Annotated in this window: 16 protein-coding genes; 8 read left to right on the top strand and 8 right to left on the bottom strand. The window is 45.4% G+C overall.

Going from position 1 to position 16072, the window contains the following annotated elements; genetic code table 11:
• Positions 1–2: 2 nt before the first annotated feature.
• A complete protein-coding gene (locus OC193_RS02175; RefSeq protein ID WP_048609673.1) occupies positions 3–1520 on the bottom strand; it encodes a CYTH and CHAD domain-containing protein in 1518 nt (505 codons plus the stop codon).
• Between the two features lie 207 nt (positions 1521–1727).
• Between OC193_RS02175 and OC193_RS02170 the strand changes: the two genes are divergently transcribed.
• The 3 genes from OC193_RS02170 to OC193_RS02160 all read left to right on the top strand — a co-directional run bounded on the left by OC193_RS02170 (position 1728) and on the right by OC193_RS02160 (position 4616).
• Positions 1728–2408, top strand: coding sequence for a TIGR00153 family protein (locus tag OC193_RS02170; RefSeq protein WP_010434644.1), 681 nt, complete (start codon positions 1728–1730; stop codon positions 2406–2408).
• A 128-nt stretch (positions 2409–2536) separates the two neighbouring features.
• Positions 2537–3799 carry an inorganic phosphate transporter gene (locus OC193_RS02165; RefSeq protein WP_017061418.1) on the top strand — a complete coding sequence of 421 codons (1263 nt, stop codon included), beginning with the start codon at positions 2537–2539 and terminating at the stop codon, positions 3797–3799.
• 205 nt (positions 3800–4004) lie between these two features.
• Positions 4005–4616: a TIGR04211 family SH3 domain-containing protein gene (locus tag OC193_RS02160; RefSeq protein WP_019826861.1), complete on the top strand. Its 612-nt coding sequence runs from the start codon at positions 4005–4007 to the stop codon at positions 4614–4616.
• A gap of 105 nt (positions 4617–4721) precedes the next feature.
• On the opposite strand, the gene OC193_RS02155 is transcribed toward OC193_RS02160, so the two are convergent.
• Both OC193_RS02155 and OC193_RS02150 read right to left on the bottom strand, forming a co-directional pair.
• Entirely contained in the window at positions 4722–5669 is a 948-nt protein-coding gene (locus OC193_RS02155; protein WP_048662649.1) for a general secretion pathway protein GspB, read from the bottom strand.
• Positions 5669–7339, bottom strand: coding sequence for an ExeA family protein (locus OC193_RS02150; RefSeq protein ID WP_184957563.1), 1671 nt, complete (start codon positions 7337–7339; stop codon positions 5669–5671). The genes OC193_RS02155 and OC193_RS02150 overlap by 1 nt, the downstream gene beginning before the upstream one ends.
• A gap of 36 nt (positions 7340–7375) precedes the next feature.
• Between OC193_RS02150 and OC193_RS02145 the strand changes: the two genes are divergently transcribed.
• A complete protein-coding gene (locus tag OC193_RS02145; RefSeq protein ID WP_048662647.1) occupies positions 7376–8692 on the top strand; it encodes a multifunctional CCA addition/repair protein in 1317 nt (438 codons plus the stop codon).
• Between the two features lie 100 nt (positions 8693–8792).
• Here OC193_RS02145 and OC193_RS02140 read toward each other — a convergent pair whose 3' ends face one another.
• Genes OC193_RS02140 through folB form a run of 3 tightly spaced genes read right to left on the bottom strand, consistent with a single transcriptional unit; the run spans position 8793 to position 10450 of the window.
• Positions 8793–9596 carry an undecaprenyl-diphosphate phosphatase gene (locus tag OC193_RS02140; RefSeq protein WP_048658005.1) on the bottom strand — a complete coding sequence of 268 codons (804 nt, stop codon included), beginning with the start codon at positions 9594–9596 and terminating at the stop codon, positions 8793–8795.
• Between the two features lie 15 nt (positions 9597–9611).
• The gene (folK, locus tag OC193_RS02135; protein ID WP_048662646.1) at positions 9612–10094 is read right to left on the bottom strand and encodes a 2-amino-4-hydroxy-6-hydroxymethyldihydropteridine diphosphokinase; all 483 of its coding nucleotides are present in this window, start codon (positions 10092–10094) and stop codon (positions 9612–9614) included.
• A complete protein-coding gene (gene folB, locus OC193_RS02130; RefSeq protein WP_004735969.1) occupies positions 10091–10450 on the bottom strand; it encodes a dihydroneopterin aldolase in 360 nt (119 codons plus the stop codon). The genes folK and folB overlap by 4 nt, the downstream gene beginning before the upstream one ends.
• Before the next feature lie 138 nt (positions 10451–10588).
• On the opposite strand from folB, the gene plsY reads away from it, so the two are divergent.
• Complete coding sequence (plsY, locus tag OC193_RS02125) at positions 10589–11185, top strand: glycerol-3-phosphate 1-O-acyltransferase PlsY (protein WP_009847793.1); 597 nt, start codon at positions 10589–10591, stop codon at positions 11183–11185.
• A gap of 43 nt (positions 11186–11228) precedes the next feature.
• Here the strand turns inward: plsY and OC193_RS02120 are convergent, their stop codons facing one another.
• Positions 11229–12044, bottom strand: coding sequence for an alpha/beta fold hydrolase (locus OC193_RS02120; RefSeq protein ID WP_048662645.1), 816 nt, complete (start codon positions 12042–12044; stop codon positions 11229–11231).
• Between the two features lie 106 nt (positions 12045–12150).
• Positions 12151–13167: a tRNA (adenosine(37)-N6)-threonylcarbamoyltransferase complex transferase subunit TsaD gene (gene tsaD, locus OC193_RS02115; RefSeq protein WP_017061410.1), complete on the bottom strand. Its 1017-nt coding sequence runs from the start codon at positions 13165–13167 to the stop codon at positions 12151–12153.
• Positions 13168–13425: 258 nt separating this feature from the next.
• Between tsaD and rpsU the strand changes: the two genes are divergently transcribed.
• From rpsU to dnaG, 3 genes are all read left to right on the top strand, one after another.
• The gene (gene rpsU, locus OC193_RS02110; protein WP_004396009.1) at positions 13426–13641 is read left to right on the top strand and encodes a 30S ribosomal protein S21; all 216 of its coding nucleotides are present in this window, start codon (positions 13426–13428) and stop codon (positions 13639–13641) included.
• 25 nt (positions 13642–13666) lie between these two features.
• Positions 13667–14110, top strand: a complete 444-nt coding sequence (locus OC193_RS02105) for a GatB/YqeY domain-containing protein (RefSeq protein WP_017069475.1) — start codon at positions 13667–13669, stop codon at positions 14108–14110.
• 119 nt (positions 14111–14229) lie between these two features.
• Positions 14230–15981 (top strand): DNA primase, encoded by a 1752-nt coding sequence (gene dnaG, locus OC193_RS02100; protein ID WP_017062923.1) that lies wholly within the window; start codon positions 14230–14232, stop codon positions 15979–15981.
• Positions 15982–16072: the final 91 nt, after the last annotated feature.

Below are 16072 nucleotides of genomic sequence, written 5' to 3'. Positions count from 1 at the left end.
GTTTAGTCTTGCCAGTATGGCTCAACCTCAACACTGATTTGGCGTGTTTGTTCCATCGCATGCAGAATAGACACTTCTTGACGAGCCAACCAACGCTCTAGCTGAACCTTCTCGTCGCCTTCCAACTTCTCAGTCAAAGGCTCTAATGTTTTAAGTGCCAGCAAGTCATCAATACCTTGCACCATATCGGCCCATGGCAAGCGGAAGCTGTTTCGTTCAGCGTCATCATATAAACTCGCGAAGCCAACACCAGAATACAGATTACGCATCAAACGGTATTGCTGTTCAATATACGCTTGGCTGGTCATCACTCGTTCTGGCGGGAAAGCTTCCATCAAGTCAGCCCATGTGCGATCGAGTTGCTGCACGGAAAACCATTCGATACCACGACCCATTTGTTCACGCGCTTTCTCATCTAAGAAAGGTTGCCAGCCACGAGACAAGATCCAGCGGCTCAGATCTAACAATAAACCAGTGTAACGAGCAGAGCTCAGCAAGGTTAGTAACTCTTCCCGATCTGGCAATTGCTCTTGCATCTCTTTAAGCTCAGCCACTAAGAACTTACGCGCATCGAGTTTACGTAGTACGTGTCCTTTATCTTCCAGCAAGTCTTCGAAATGGTCATAGCTTTTCAGCCAGTCGAGCTCTTGCTCAAGCCACTTCAACTCTTGACGTAAAATAGCACTCGCACGTCTTGGGACAATGCCACCGTAGATAGTGAAGGTTTGACGAATAAAACTGAGCGAGTGGCTGATCTCATGTAACGCTTCAATAGATTGGCGCTCGGTGAAGATCTGCTCATGATAGTGCCAATGAGCGAGAGCGTGCTCTAAAGATTGAATGAAACACGATTCAACGGTATCACTTTTATCAGTATCAACTAAAGTTAAAGGAGTAACTTCATCTCCTTGATAACCTTGAGCAAGGCGGTAACCCTTAGCAGCTTTGCTTAGATTGCCCAAACGCATGCCACCTTGTTCGCAGAATTGGCGAGACAATGTAAATAGCGCATCCGTTTGACCAGATTTAAGTTCTAATTCGACTTCGCAAATCGGTTCTTGCAGGTCACCTGACTCAACGAAGCCCTGGTCGAATGCGACCTCGACTTGACTGCCATCAGGCATACCAATCAACCACTGCTCGCGCGTGAAGTTGGTAGAGAACAGAGGAGTCAGCTCAGCTTGCAACGTTTCGATGTCTTTACCTGCCGGCCAGATATCCTCTGGGTGCAGGGCGAGCTTAGGTTCGTTGCTGTCATGTTCTGCATTGTATTCAGGCCTTTGATGCAGGCCAGCAACCACACGACCCGCTGTCTTTACGGTTTGTACAAATACGTCATCAAAGCGTCGAATGCGTAAGCCGGTATCGTGCTTACGTAGCCAGTTGTCAGCGGTGTCAAAGTAGATGTTACCTAGCTCACGACAACTGTGCTGAAGTACTTTAGTTTCAGCAATTTTATTGCGTAAAGTCTCTGAAAATTCAGGAGAAACAAAAAACTTCAGTTCTATCTCGGTTTCCATAGTTATACCTTTCTGTGAAGATAGGGACAGGATATTGCCAATTTGAAAAGTCGGCAAGTCAGAAATATCGCCCTTATGATGATCTAAAACAGTTTTAATGAGAGATTGATTAGGTTAACATGCGCGACTTTGTAGCCATCGCTTAACATTTCACCATGAATATGGTGTATGTTGTTTTAAGGTTATTATTTATTAGGTTGGATGACCATGCCAGTAAATACAATTATGGGGTTATTTGCAAAGTCCCCAATTAAACCTTTGCAGCGTCACGTAGTATGCGTGAACGAATGTTGTTCTCACCTAGTTAATTTCTTTGAAGTTTCTTCAAAAGGTGACTGGGAAAAAGCATCAGAAATTCGAGCTCAAATTTCTCACCTTGAGAAAGAAGCTGACGTACTAAAACGTGAAATTCGCCTTAAACTTCCTCGTGGTTTGTTTATGCCAGTTGATCGCACCGATATGTTGGAGCTATTAACGCAACAAGACAAACTCGCAAACCTAGCGAAAGACATTGCTGGCCGTGTATATGGTCGTCAACTTGTCATTCCTGCTCCTATGCAAGAAAACTTCATCGCTTACGTTAAACGTTGTCTAGATGCAGCGAACCAAGCACAAAACGTAATCAATGAATTAGACGAATTACTTGAGACTGGCTTTAAAGGCCGTGAAGTAACACTCGTTGCCGAAATGATTCATCAATTAGATGTAATTGAAGATGACACGGATGCGATGCAGATCGAACTACGCCAACAACTAATGGCGATTGAAGGCGATCTGAATCCAGTTGATATCATGTTCTTATACAAAATTCTTGAATGGGTTGGTGGTATTGCAGATCAAGCACAGCGTGTAGGCGCTCGTCTTGAAGTAATGCTTTCTCGATCTTAAATCATACGTTAACCATATAACGAAGAGCATTTTTTGAACAAACCACTTATGCGCTGAGTATTTCTCTCGCTGAGCGTTTTTTTGCGTCTAAATTTGTTCCGCTTGTTATCAAACAACTAGGTATTACGATGGATATCCTTGCTAACTACGGCACTGTCCTGATTATTGTTGCAGCAGCTTTCGGTTTCTTGATGGCTATTGGTATTGGTGCAAATGACGTTGCGAACGCAATGGGCACCTCAGTAGGCTCTAAAGCTCTAACCGTTAAACAAGCGATCATTATCGCAATGATCTTTGAATTCGCAGGTGCTTACCTTGCGGGCGGCGAAGTAACAGACACGATCCGTAAAGGTGTTATCGAAACGTCTCTATTCGCTCATCAACCAGATGTACTTGTGTACGGCATGATGTCAGCACTTCTTGCTGCTGGTACATGGCTACTTCTAGCTTCTTACATGGGCTGGCCGGTTTCTACGACTCACTCAATCATCGGTGCAATCATCGGTTTTGCTTGTATTTCTGTAGGTACTGAAGCTGTAGACTGGAACAGTGTTCAAGGTATTGTGGGCAGTTGGATTATCACACCCGTTATTTCCGGCTTCTTCGCTTACGTGATATTTGTAAGTGCTCAACGACTGATTTTTGATACAGAGAACCCGCTATTCAACGCGAAGCGCTTTGTACCGGTATACATGTTCATCACAACGATGGTGATTGCACTTGTAACCATCAAGAAAGGTCTTAAGCACGTTGGTCTTCACCTAAGCAACACTGAAGCATGGGTTTGGGCTGCTGGCGTTTCTGCGCTTGTTATGATCGGCGGTTACCTATACATCCAGAAGAAATTTGCTAACCGCGAAGAAGACCACGGCTTTGCCGGTGTTGAAGGCATCTTCTCGGTACTAATGGTTATCACAGCTTGTGCGATGGCATTTGCACACGGTTCAAACGACGTTGCGAACGCGATTGGTCCACTGTCTGCTGTTGTATCAACCGTTGAGCACATGGGTGAAATCACAGGTAAGAGTACTATCGCATGGTGGATTCTTCCTCTAGGTGGTTTCGGTATCGTTGTTGGTCTTGCAACAATGGGTCATAAAGTAATGGCAACCGTTGGTACTGGTATTACAGAATTAACACCAAGCCGTGGCTTTGCTGCACAACTTGCAACTGCATGTACGGTTGTACTAGCTTCAGGTACTGGCCTTCCAATCTCTACTACACAGACACTAGTTGGTGCAGTATTAGGTGTTGGTTTTGCTCGTGGTATCGCAGCGCTAAACTTAGGCGTTGTACGAAATATCGTGGCTTCTTGGATTGTGACACTGCCTGCAGGTGCTCTACTTGCTGTTGTGTTCTTCTACGGAATTCAAGCTGCGTTTACTATGTAATCGCGACTGCGTTAGTGAATACTAGCGTCAGAATAGTGTGAGCTTCAGTAACGATATGTAAATGCCATGTCATTATTGACTCAAACGCACAGAAAGGGAGGCTTTGCCTCCCTTCTTTGTTGCACCGCATAAAGAAACTAAATATTATTTGCTGATTGAGGCTGACTCATACGCCTACCCAATTTGAATCGTTAAGGGATTTACTGTGAAAAAACTGATTAGCTTAGTTTTGTTCGCAATGCTTGCGGCTCCAGCTGCCTTTGCACAAGACCGTTATATTGCTGACAAACTATTTACTTATATGCATTCTGGCCCAAACAACACCTTCCGTATCATAGGTAGTGTTGATGCTGGTGAAAAGATTACATACCTACAAACTAACAAGAGTACAGGTTACACCCAAATTCAAGACAACCGTGGCCGTAAAGGTTGGGTTGAAAGCAAGTTTGTAAGCACAAAAGAAAGCATGGCACTGCGCATGCCTAAGCTAGAGAAAGAGCTGACAGAAGTTAAAGGCAAGCTAGCGAACGCTCGTCAGAGTGCTGACAGCGAAAAAGCTGGCCTAGCAAGCTCTCTAGATTCTCGTAACAAGCAGATTGCTGAACTAGAACAGAACTACAGTGAAATTAGCCAGCAGCTGACGAGCTCTCAAACAGAGAACCGTGAACTACGCGCTAAGCTAGACACTCAAAAAGACGACCTACTATTAAAGTACTTCATGTACGGTGGTGGTGTTGCGGGTATTGGTCTACTTCTTGGCCTTGTTCTGCCACACATCATGCCTCGTCGCAGAAAGTCACCAAACGGTTGGGCGTAGACTTAACGCTTGTATCAGGTACAGTAAATTCAGTATCGAATATCAAAAAGGAGCACCTAGGTGCTCCTTTTTATTTGTCTGTTATCTAAATACTTATAGAACTCGCTAGCCTTTCCATTCGTACAGAGCTGGGATTTCTATCTTCTGCTGATTGAACTCTATGATTACCGATTGTGGCTTAATCTCAAGTAATTGAATGTCTTGTCCAATCCAATCTCCTTGAGCCACTTCTTGGCCGTTCACTTTTACCCAACGCTTGGTTTCGCTACTCGAGTACATATGAGTTTGTAGATCTAACTTAGGTAGCACTCCTGATAAACTATTAGTGTGCGTTTCCAATTCAATGACCTGAGAACCTCTTTGCCCTGCAGGTCTAGAGTCCATCGGCTCAGGAGCGCTTTGTTGCTCACCCATGATGGATTCAAGCTTCAATGCTAAATCAGGTGGTAACTCACTGAGATCTAGCCCTTGCAGCAGATCACTATCCGATTGCAGAGCAGTGCTTTCATTGCTTACACCTGGCTGAACCTCAGGCTGAGCCAGTGACAGTTCTGATTCCTCTGACGTTCGAGCACTGCTCTCTGAGCTAGCCAAAGGCACAATAGATCCGCCTGCGACATTTGTACTTTCAAAGTCAATCTGTGCATACATCTCTTGACGTGGCAGTGCTTTCAAAGCTTGGCTAACTGGCGCAGGACGAACCACAAACAAGGGGTCATCTTTAACCTCTTCCACAGCATTCAAGCCTGCAGTATCCACATCAGAAGTTTGAGATTCAATAACTGGCTGTGTTTGTGTATTAGGAAGCGTCGTGGCTAATAGCTGAGGCGCAGTTTGCTGTTGATTGTATGATTGATAAACCAAGGTACCGCCTACCAACAAAGAAGGCACAAGCAAAAGAAGTAACCCCATGGCTAACGACGAACCACGTTTGTTACTGATGCTCTTTGCCGAGTTCGGCACATGGTGATTTTGGTAGCCTTTAAAGCTAGATTTATTGATAGATGATTGTGTAACCGAAGACTGATTCAGCTCGTGCATAATGCGTGACATTAGCTTGCCCCTCCACTTAATGACATCAACTTCGGAGAATCAAGCTGAGCTAATCTTTGCAACCTTGCTAATGTTCGTTGACCTGCGATGCCGTCGACCGACATACTTTGCCAAGTTTGAAACGCTTCAACCTTCATTTTTAATTCGTAATCAAATACATCACTACCAGACACAACCTCTCCCAACACCTCAGAAAGCAACAAATCAAGCAAAGCCACAGCTTCACCTTGGTAACCCTCTTTCAGCGTCTCTCGCAGCGGCTGTTTCCAAATCGCGACATAATCACCCTGCCAGATCTGCTCTAGAGATTGCTTCGGCATGACTAAGAGTTTTTCGTTAACCAGTAGTTCGACAGAATCTTGTGATACGCCATAAAGCACCGCAAACACAGATTCTTGTTCTATGTCTAAGTTCAACACCACAGGAACGCCTAACTCAAGTAAATCATCCAAGCTAGATTGTTGCTGTTCACATACGAAAACACTTTGCGGCTCGCTTAGACATAAACCGTCTCGCAATGAAGACTGGTATCCCCAAAGGGTGTATAAATCCTTGATAGCCAGCGAGCGGTTAGTCCCTTGCATCAAGTGTTGTTGAATATGTAGTGGCAGCGCGAACTTGTCTGTTTCTGGCTCAGCAACAGCCTTAGGCATATCCACCACTAACGACCGCTGCATCTTGGCTGAGCTTACTGTTTGGGCTTCATTTGAAGGTTCAGTTGTTAACCATGAATCTATGTACGTTGGGGCAAAGTTAAAAGTTGCCATCGCAAGTGCGACACTCAAGGTGGCTGCACCAGCGTACTGAACGAGCTTTGGTATCGCGCTCGCTGCGCGAGGTTTATCGACACGGTAAACCTCGGCTTGAAACGCCATCACCTGCTGGCAGGCTTTATTGACTGTTTCATTGCTCGGTGTTTGCTCTCCATCATGAAAAGCTAACTGTAGGGCCTTATCGCACACCAAGTTAATGAGCCTTGGAATACCATGTGTATATTGGGCGATCAGCTTAACGGAGCGATTCGAGAACAACATCTGCTCACCACCTGCCGTCTCCAGACGAAACGCGATGTACTTACCGGCCTCTTCAATATTGAGAGGCAATAAATGATAACGCCCTGTAATACGCTGCGCCAATTGACGCAGTTGTGTGGTCTGCAAATGCTGTTGTAATTCAGGTTGACCAACCAACAATACTTTTAATAGCTTACGACTGTCGGTTTCCAAATTAGTTAAAAGGCGAAGCTGCTCCAACACATCGGCAGCAAGGTGTTGAGCTTCGTCTATCACCAATAAGGTTTGAATGCCCTCTGCATGGCTATCCAATAAGAAGTAGTGAATCGCCTGACTCAGCTGCTTCAAGGATGCTTGTTCTGGGTACTCGACCTCAAACTCATCGCAGATAGCTTCAAGTAAATCCGTATTGGAAAACGTAGGATTAAGTATAAGGCCAGCCTGAGTATGACGATCCAAAGAAGACAACATCGCCTTAGCAACCGTTGTTTTCCCTGTACCCACCTCACCAGTAAGCATTGCAAAGCCCCCGCCTTCGCCTAAACCGGCTTGTAGGTTCTGCATCGCTTCTTGATGGCGTTGACTCAAAAACAAATAGCGAGAATTTGGTACAATCGAAAATGGCATCTCAACGAAGCCAAAATATTCCTTATACATGTGCTGCCCTATAATTACGATTAATGGAAAGTACCATTGCTTGCCGTAAAGTCCAGCAGTGATAAAACATTTCGAGGTGATAAGTTGCAAATATACGATAGCCTACCAGAAGAGAATGGGCTACAGCGCTATCTAGTCGGTGGGGCAGTGCGCGATAAGCTACTCAATATTGATAGCTATGATAAAGATTGGGTCGTGGTCGGCAGTACGCCTCAACAGATGGAAAGCCTTGGCTTCACTGCGGTGGGTAAAGACTTCCCGGTATTCCTGCATCCAAAAACCAAGGAAGAGCACGCACTAGCTCGCACCGAGAGAAAATCAGGCTCTGGTTACACAGGCTTCGAATGTTACTTCGCTCCAGACGTGAGTTTGGAAGAAGATCTGATGCGCCGAGATCTAACCATTAACGCCATCGCACAAGATGATGAAGGCAACCTTCACGATCCTTACCATGGCCAACAAGATCTCTCCGATCGTATTCTTAGACACGTATCCGATGCCTTTGTTGAAGATCCGCTTCGTGTGCTGCGTGTTGCCCGTTTCGCTGCCAAGCTTCACCACCTAAACTTTACGATTGCACCTGAAACCATGACCATGATGGCGACAATCGTTGAATCAGGAGAACTGGCACACCTTACAGCCGAACGAGTTTGGCAAGAGTGGCACAAATCACTTAGTACGCCACATCCAGAAGTGTTCCTTTCAGTGTTGAAAGAGTGTGGTGCATTAGCGGTTGTTTTGCCAGAGATTGACGCTCTATTTGGTGTCCCTCAACCTGAAAAATGGCACCCTGAAATCGACACCGGGATTCACACACTGATGGTTGCTCAACAAGCTGCGCTATTAAGCCCATCGTTACCAGTACGCTTTGCTGCTCAAGTGCATGACTTAGGTAAAGGCGTTACACCTAAAAGTGAGTGGCCAAGCCACAAAATGCACTGCCACACAGGTGTTAAGATCATCAAAAAGCTATGTGAACGAGTCAGAGTACCTAATGAGTTCAGAGATCTTGCGCTGTTAGTGTGCGAGCAGCATTCTAATATCCATCGTGCAGGTGAGTTAAAGCCAACCACCTTCCTTAAAGTTCTCAACAAGTTCGATGTTTGGCGCAAACCAGATCGACTTAACGACATCTTGCTTTGCTGCCAAGCTGACCACGCTGGCCGTAAAGGGTTACAAGATCAGCCTTACCCTCAAAAAGCTCGTTTTGAAGCAGCCTATAAAGCAGCGCTGCAAGTCGAAGTTAAGGCTATTATTGCCGATGGCTTTCAAGGTAAAGATATTCGAGAAGAACAAGAGAAGCGCAGAGCAGCGGCCATCGAAAACGCGTTATCAGAACTCACTGATAATTAGTCTTCATTCCGTTAGTAAGCACGCATTAAAAAACCCGCGACTAAGCGGGTTTTTCCGTTTCAATCTGTAAGAAGAAACATTTGTCTTCGAAAGTCGAGCGCTACTGCATCATCAAGAAAGCAAATAGACCAAAACCTAGAATCAGGCGGTAGATAACAAACGGTGTCATACCCATACGAGAGATAAGCTTCAAGAAGAAGTGAATACAGATATAAGCACTAATGAAAGAAACCACGATTCCCGTTAGCAAAGTGCCAGCATGGATTGGGTCACCACTGGTCACTAACTTCAGACCCAAGTAACCACCAGCCAGAGTGATGATTGGGATAGACATCAAGAAAGAGAATCGAGCTGCTGCTTCGCGTGTGAAACCAAGATACAGTGCCGCGGTAATGGTTGCACCAGAACGAGACGTGCCCGGAATGATCGCCATTGCTTGAGCAAGGCCTATAAACAGCGCCTTTTTCCAACCTGCTTGGTATTCGTCATCACGCAAGCTTGAGTTCTTATCCACCCACCATAACAACAAACCAAAGATAATCGTTGTGGTTGCGATCACCCACGCACTGCGTAAGTAAAGCTCAACAATATCTTTCATCAACAAACCAAAGATACACGCAGGAATCGTCGCGAGAATGATCATCCACGCTAACTTCGCTTCCTTGCTGCGATCGCCTTTAAACACTGAACCAAAGAATGCGCTCAACAGAGAGACCACTTCTTTACGGAAATAGATCACTACCGCGGCCAAAGTACCGACATGGACAGCAACATCAAAAGCCAAACCTTGATCTTCCCAACCTAAAACAGCAGAAGGAAGGATTAAGTGTGCAGAACTGGAAATAGGTAAAAACTCAGTAAAGCCTTGCACCAACGCCAACATAAACGCTTCAAAATAACTCATTACTTACCTTAAAAATTATAGTTTTATATCTACGACAGAGAGCGAGTCTAATTGCTGCATCTTCTGCCATATTTCACTGACGGTTCTTCCGTCTTGCGGGATCACTCTCGCAGGACAAAGATCATAAAGAGGTTGTGTTACAAAAGGATATTTGTAGATATCACTGCGTGGTAATTCTGGTTCGCGCTCAGAAACCACCTCTCCAAACAGCACAATATCAAGATCGAGTTTTCGATCTTGAAGTTTGTGCGCATCTTGAGAGCGACCCCATTTAAACTCAATTTTACGCAGCTGCTGTGAAAATTCAGTCAATGAGAGTGACGTGTCGAGCTCTATCACAAAGTTATAAAACGGATGGCTATTAAAACCCACGGGCTCACAGTGATAGATTTTAGAGCATTTAAGGTTAGTCCCTAACGATTGAAGCTCTGTCCATGCCACCCTTGCATGCTTGTCGCGGTCTATGTTCGTGCCAACACCAACATAGGCTACTGTCATGCTTGGCCTCGTTCGATGATCACGCCAACAGCTTTTGCTTGTGGTACTGCGCCCGGTTTAGCCAAGCGGATTTTGATCCAAGGCACAGAGAATTGAGTCATGATCAATTCAGCGACTTCTTCAGCCACACGCTCCACTAGCAGGAATCGGCCATTCGCAATGTGGTCAAGCACGGCAGTACTCACAGTCGAGTAATCCAAAGCATCAACCACATCATCACTCTTACCTGCAGGGCGGTTGTCATGAGCCATTTCAATATCAAGCACAAGTTTTTGTTTAATCTCTTGTTCCCAATCGTAAACACCGATCGTTGTAATTACTTCTAGCTGTTCAATGAAAACTTTATCCAGTGCCATGACTTGTCCTTTTAGAGGTCGGATACCCATATTGGGGAAAAAAACGTATTATTTGCGTAATTCGAGATATGATATCAATTACTCTTGGATTGAGCATTATTTTCCCATCGTTAGGCTTATAACCGTTTAAGGAAAGACATGACCCCATTGGCACTAATCATGATCATTGCAGCCTATTTGCTAGGTTCAATCTCTAGTGCGGTCTTGATATGCCGAGTCTTAAGGCTTCCTGATCCAAGAACGGTGGGCTCCAATAACCCTGGTGCCACTAATGTACTGCGCGTTGGCGGTAAAGGCGCAGCTGCAGCAGTCCTCCTGTGTGACATGCTGAAAGGCACCATCCCCGTCTGGCTTGGCTACTACCTCAAGATCGACCCAATCATTTTAGGGGTTGTGGCGATTGCGGCGTGTCTTGGCCATATGTATCCGATCTTCTTCCACTTTAAAGGTGGTAAAGGCGTCGCAACCGCACTCGGCGCTATCGCCCCAATAGGATTCGATCTAACCGGTATGATCATGGCGACTTGGTTAGTGGTCGCGTTTTTGTTTCGTTACTCTTCTTTAGCGGCACTGGTTACTGTGCTACTTGCCCCTTTCTACGCTTGGTTAGTCAAACCTCAATACACATTGCCAGTAGCCATGCTGTGCTGTTTGATCGTGTTACGTCACCACCAGAATATCCGCCGCCTACTCGATGGCAGCGAACCAAAACTCGGACAAAAAAAATCGGCTTAAACTGTCACGTCTAAGCCGAGCCATAGTATTCAGTATTTAAAGCTTACAGCAGATGTTTATCTAAAAACGTCTTCAGCATTGTGTTCACAAACTCTGGTTGCTCTAACGAGCTAATATGACCTGCGCCAGGAATCACCACTAATTCACTGCCCGTAATGCAATCGTGCATTAGGTATGACTCAAGTACCGGACGTGGTTTGTCTTCTTGTCCAACAGCAATCAAAACAGGCAAAGCAAAGTTCTCTACCGATTCAATCATATCGCGACGTCCAAAGACCATTCGACCAATTCGTGCCACTTCTTCAGCGTTCTCGCCCTCAAGAGCCGATAGCTGCTGCGTAAAACTTTCCACTAAAGCTGGCGTATTGGTTTGAGCATCATTAGCAAAGAACAGTGGAACCACAGCTTCAACAATCGGTTGAGGAACCATCTTAGTTTGAGTGATGGTGTCTAACATGTGGAAGTATTTAGCGTGCGCAACTTCTGGCTCTAAACCCACAAAGGTATCCATTAATACCAATGACTTGATTCGAGCAGGTGCTAACTCCGCAAGCTCCGTTCCCCACATACCGCCAACCGATAAACCTACCACTGAGAATTCATCGATCTCTAAATGATCAAGCAGAGCCAAAACGTGCTGAGCGTAATCTTTCAAGTTACGCATCGAAGCTGGTGCAGCTTGAGATTCACCATGAGACCAAAGCTCAGGCACAATACAACGGTACTGAGTTTTCAACGCCTCAATCTGTGGCTTCCACATTGCACTATCCCAAAGGTAGCTGTGGCCTAATACAACAACAGGGCCTTGACCTTCATCTAGGTACGCCATCGATTGATTGTCTACTGTGAACTTGTTCATCTTCTTCCCTAATCTCTATCAGCAATTATTTATCGACATACAGTCGGTAAGCTAGGATATAAAAACGGCCGCACAAGGCGACCGTTTATCGAAACACTATAGTCAATTACGCAATTGGCTCTAGCTGGTCAATAGGCCAACGCGGAGTGGCATGAACAGACAAATCAGCCGTTTCGCCATTCTTCAAGCGCTGCATACCCGCATAAGCGATCATCGCACCATTATCTGTACAGAATTCTGTGCGTGGGTAGTACACCTCACCACCGACTTTCTTAGCAAGAGCTTCAAGCTCAACACGCAGTTGTTTGTTGGCACTTACACCGCCAGCAATCACTATACGTTTCATGCCCGTTTCAACCAAGGCTCGCTTACACTTGATTACTAAGGTTGCACAAACAGCTTCTTGGAATGCATAAGCGATATCAGCGCGAGTTTGGTCATCATTATCGTTATCGCGAATGGTATTCGCTGCGAACGTCTTCAAACCAGAAAAGCTCATATCTAGACCCGGACGATCGGTCATTGGACGCGGGAACTTAAAACGACCCGGAGTGCCTTTTTCCGCCAAACGAGATAACAGTGGACCACCAGGGTAATCTAAGCCCATCAGTTTCGCGGTTTTATCAAACGCTTCACCCGCTGCATCATCAATCGATTCACCAAGGATTCGGTATTCACCAATACCTTTCACTTCTACCATCATGGTATGGCCGCCAGAAACCAGCAGAGCCACAAATGGGAATGGTGGAGGGTTATCTTCTAGCATTGGCGCAAGAAGGTGACCTTCCATATGGTGAACAGGCACTGCAGGCACTCCCCACGCATAAGCAATACTGCGACCAATCGTTGCACCAACCAGCAGTGCACCCACTAAACCAGGGCCAGCCGTGTAAGCCACACCATCAATGTCTTTCGACGTTAGGTTCGCTTCAGCTAATGCCGCTTTAATAAGAGGAATTGTTTTTTTCACGTGGTCACGTGAAGCTAGCTCAGGTACCACACCACCGTAATCGGCGTGCAGCTTTACTTGGCTATATAATTGATGAGAAAGCAGCCCTTGCTCATCATCATAAATCGCGATTCCTGTTTCATCACAAGAGGTTTCAATACCAATAATGCGCATAATTTTCTCGGCACGCTTTCGTCTAAAATGGGAAATTAGCGCAATATTACCCTGCCTAAGCTCTTCAAACAAATATTGTACAGACTATAATCGACAAAGTGCTTTACAAAGCCACTGTGATCGGATTAAAATTCCGCACCATTTTTGATCAAGCTGGTTAATGGCCAAACGCGAATAGAGAGTTAGCTCGATGGGTAACTTCTCTGATTTGGTACTGAGTAGCCAGCGATAATGAATAACCCCTGAGGTGAAAGGCATATGCCAATAGTTAAAGTACGTGAAAACGAACCGTTCGACGTTGCACTACGTCGTTTCAAGCGCTCTTGTGAAAAAGCAGGTATCCTTTCTGAAGTTCGCCGTCGCGAGCACTACGAAAAGCCAACTACAGTTCGCAAACGCGCTAAAGCAGCAGCTCAAAAGCGTCACGCTAAGAAGCTAGCTCGCGAAAACGCACGTCGCGTTCGCCTGTACTAATAACTTAATCCATAAGGACTGAGTTATGGCTCTTATTGAACAACTCAAAGAAGAGCAAAAATTAGCGATGAAAGCCAAGGACAAACCGCGCCTTGGCACTATCCGCTTAGCTCTTTCAGCAATTAAGCAACGTGAAGTTGACGAACGGATCACTCTGAACGACGACGACATTCTTGCTGTATTAGTTAAAATGGTTAAGCAACGTCGCGATTCTGTTGCTCAATATGAATCAGCAAATCGTCAAGATCTTGCTGACGTGGAAAAAGCAGAAATTACGGTACTTGAAGGCTTTATGCCTCAACCGCTAACTGATGAAGAAGTTATTGCACTACTTGATAGCGCAATCGCCGAAGCTCAACCAGCGGGCATGCAAGACATGGGTAAAGTAATGGCTATCTTGAAACCACAAATTCAAGGGCGTGCAGATATGGGTAAAGTTAGTGGTTTAGTTCGTTCTAAACTCGCTTAATCCCAAATCAAATTGCAACAAGCCGTGCAATCCTTCGGAACGCACGGCTTGTTTGTATCTGTAACCTATTCAAACTATTATTATCCACACTCTCAGTTAGTGCATTTTTCTAAGGTTTTATGGCAGGACACATCCCGCGTAGTTTCATTGATGATCTCCTAGCGCGTCTCGACATTGTCGACATAGTGGACGCACGCGTGAAACTTAAGAAAAAAGGCAAAAACTATGGTGCTTGTTGCCCATTCCACAACGAAAAGACCCCTTCTTTTAGCGTAAGCCAAGAAAAACAGTTTTATCACTGCTTTGGTTGTGGCGTACACGGTAATGCTATCGACTTCATTATGGAGTTCGAACGTCTCGATTTTGTTGAAGCGATTGAAGAGCTTGCCTCTTTCTTAGGCCTCGATGTTCCTAGAGAGCAACGCAGCGGCGAGATATCAACAGCACCAAGAGCCAACAGCGAACAAAAACGTAACCTCTACGATTTGATGGGCGGCATCAGTAATTTTTACCGCTCTCAACTGAAAATATCGGCCAACAAACCTGCGATTGATTACCTAAAGAATCGTGGTCTTTCTGGCGAAATCGTCCAGAAGTTTGGCATTGGTTATGTGGCCGATGAGTGGGACTTAGTTCGTAAGAACTTTGGCCAACAGAAAGAAGCCCAAGACATGCTCGTGACTGGCGGTATGTTAATTGAGAACGATAAAGGTAACCGATACGACCGATTCCGTGGACGCGTAATGTTCCCGATTCGCGATCGTCGTGGCCGTGTGATTGGTTTTGGTGGTCGTGTATTAGAAGACGGCACACCAAAATATCTCAACTCACCAGAAACGCCTATCTTCCATAAAGGTAAAGAGCTTTACGGCCTTTATGAAGTGCTGCAAGCCTACCGTGAACCGCCGCAAATACTTGTGGTTGAAGGTTACATGGATGTCGTGGCACTCGCGCAATATGGTGTTGATTACTCAGTAGCATCACTGGGCACCTCGACAACCGGTGACCACGTTCAAATGTTGTTCCGCCAAACCAGCACAGTGGTTTGTTGTTACGATGGTGACCGAGCGGGTAAAGAAGCCGCATGGCGCGCACTAGAAAATGCCCTTGAGTACCTGAAAACCGGTAACACGCTTAAATTTCTGTTCTTGCCCGACGGTGAAGACCCAGACAGCTATATAAGAGAACACGGCAAAGCCGCTTTCGAACAGCTTGTTCAAAATGCGACGCCGCTTTCGACCTATTTGTTCGATAACCTGATTGAAATACACAAGTTAAACTTGGGAACAACCGAAGGGAAATCGGCACTGCGCGCACACGCTAGCGCATTGATTAACAAAATCCCTGACAGTTACTTCCAAGAGTTGCTCGAAAAATTGCTCGATGAGCGCACTGGATTTGATAACCAATTGAGGCGAGCGCGTGTTCATACACAGAACCCGACACCTCAACCGCATAAAGAGCTGAAACGCACTCCAATGCGTGAAGTTATCGCTTTGCTTATCCAAAATCCGAGCTATGCTGATATGGTACCGGATTTATCAAGTGTCAAAGGCTTACAGCTGCCTGGCCTAAGTTTATTCGTCGAAGTACTTGATAAATGCCATGCGCATCCCCATATCAACACAGGCCAATTATTAGAGCATTGGCGACACAATAAACATGAGGCTCTTCTGTCTCGTCTCGCGAGCTGGGAAATCCCCCTCGACGAAGACAATCAAGAAGACATATTTTTAGACTCATTGGACAATATACTTGCCCAGTGCGTTGAAAAACAAATTGAAAACCTGCAGGCCAAAGCAAGAAGCGTCGGTTTATCAGCCGAAGAAAAAAGGGAGCTACTAGCTTTAATGCTAGATCTAAAAGCGTAACCCTGTTTGATTAGTCAGCATTTAATAAATTTGTTAACATAATTGGTTTGCATTTGAGAATGCAACGTCCTTCACCAGACCTGAAGTTGGA

The organism is Vibrio crassostreae, from assembly GCF_024347415.1.
Classification (GTDB): domain Bacteria; phylum Pseudomonadota; class Gammaproteobacteria; order Enterobacterales; family Vibrionaceae; genus Vibrio; species Vibrio crassostreae.
This window is presented reverse-complemented; position numbering and strand designations above follow the sequence as displayed.

Coding starts and splice junctions, on each gene's coding strand:
- OC193_RS02175 (WP_048609673.1), bottom strand. CDS start 1,520: ATGGAAACCGAGATAGAACTGAAGTTTTTTGTTTCTCCTGAATTTTCA.
- OC193_RS02170 (WP_010434644.1), top strand. CDS start 1,728: ATGCCAGTAAATACAATTATGGGGTTATTTGCAAAGTCCCCAATTAAA.
- OC193_RS02165 (WP_017061418.1), top strand. CDS start 2,537: ATGGATATCCTTGCTAACTACGGCACTGTCCTGATTATTGTTGCAGCA.
- OC193_RS02155 (WP_048662649.1), bottom strand. CDS start 5,669: ATGTCACGCATTATGCACGAGCTGAATCAGTCTTCGGTTACACAATCA.
- OC193_RS02150 (WP_184957563.1), bottom strand. CDS start 7,339: ATGTATAAGGAATATTTTGGCTTCGTTGAGATGCCATTTTCGATTGTA.
- OC193_RS02140 (WP_048658005.1), bottom strand. CDS start 9,596: ATGAGTTATTTTGAAGCGTTTATGTTGGCGTTGGTGCAAGGCTTTACT.
- folK (WP_048662646.1), bottom strand. CDS start 10,094: ATGACAGTAGCCTATGTTGGTGTTGGCACGAACATAGACCGCGACAAG.
- folB (WP_004735969.1), bottom strand. CDS start 10,450: ATGGCACTGGATAAAGTTTTCATTGAACAGCTAGAAGTAATTACAACG.
- plsY (WP_009847793.1), top strand. CDS start 10,589: ATGACCCCATTGGCACTAATCATGATCATTGCAGCCTATTTGCTAGGT.
- OC193_RS02120 (WP_048662645.1), bottom strand. CDS start 12,044: ATGAACAAGTTCACAGTAGACAATCAATCGATGGCGTACCTAGATGAA.
- tsaD (WP_017061410.1), bottom strand. CDS start 13,167: ATGCGCATTATTGGTATTGAAACCTCTTGTGATGAAACAGGAATCGCG.
- rpsU (WP_004396009.1), top strand. CDS start 13,426: ATGCCAATAGTTAAAGTACGTGAAAACGAACCGTTCGACGTTGCACTA.
- OC193_RS02105 (WP_017069475.1), top strand. CDS start 13,667: ATGGCTCTTATTGAACAACTCAAAGAAGAGCAAAAATTAGCGATGAAA.
- dnaG (WP_017062923.1), top strand. CDS start 14,230: ATGGCAGGACACATCCCGCGTAGTTTCATTGATGATCTCCTAGCGCGT.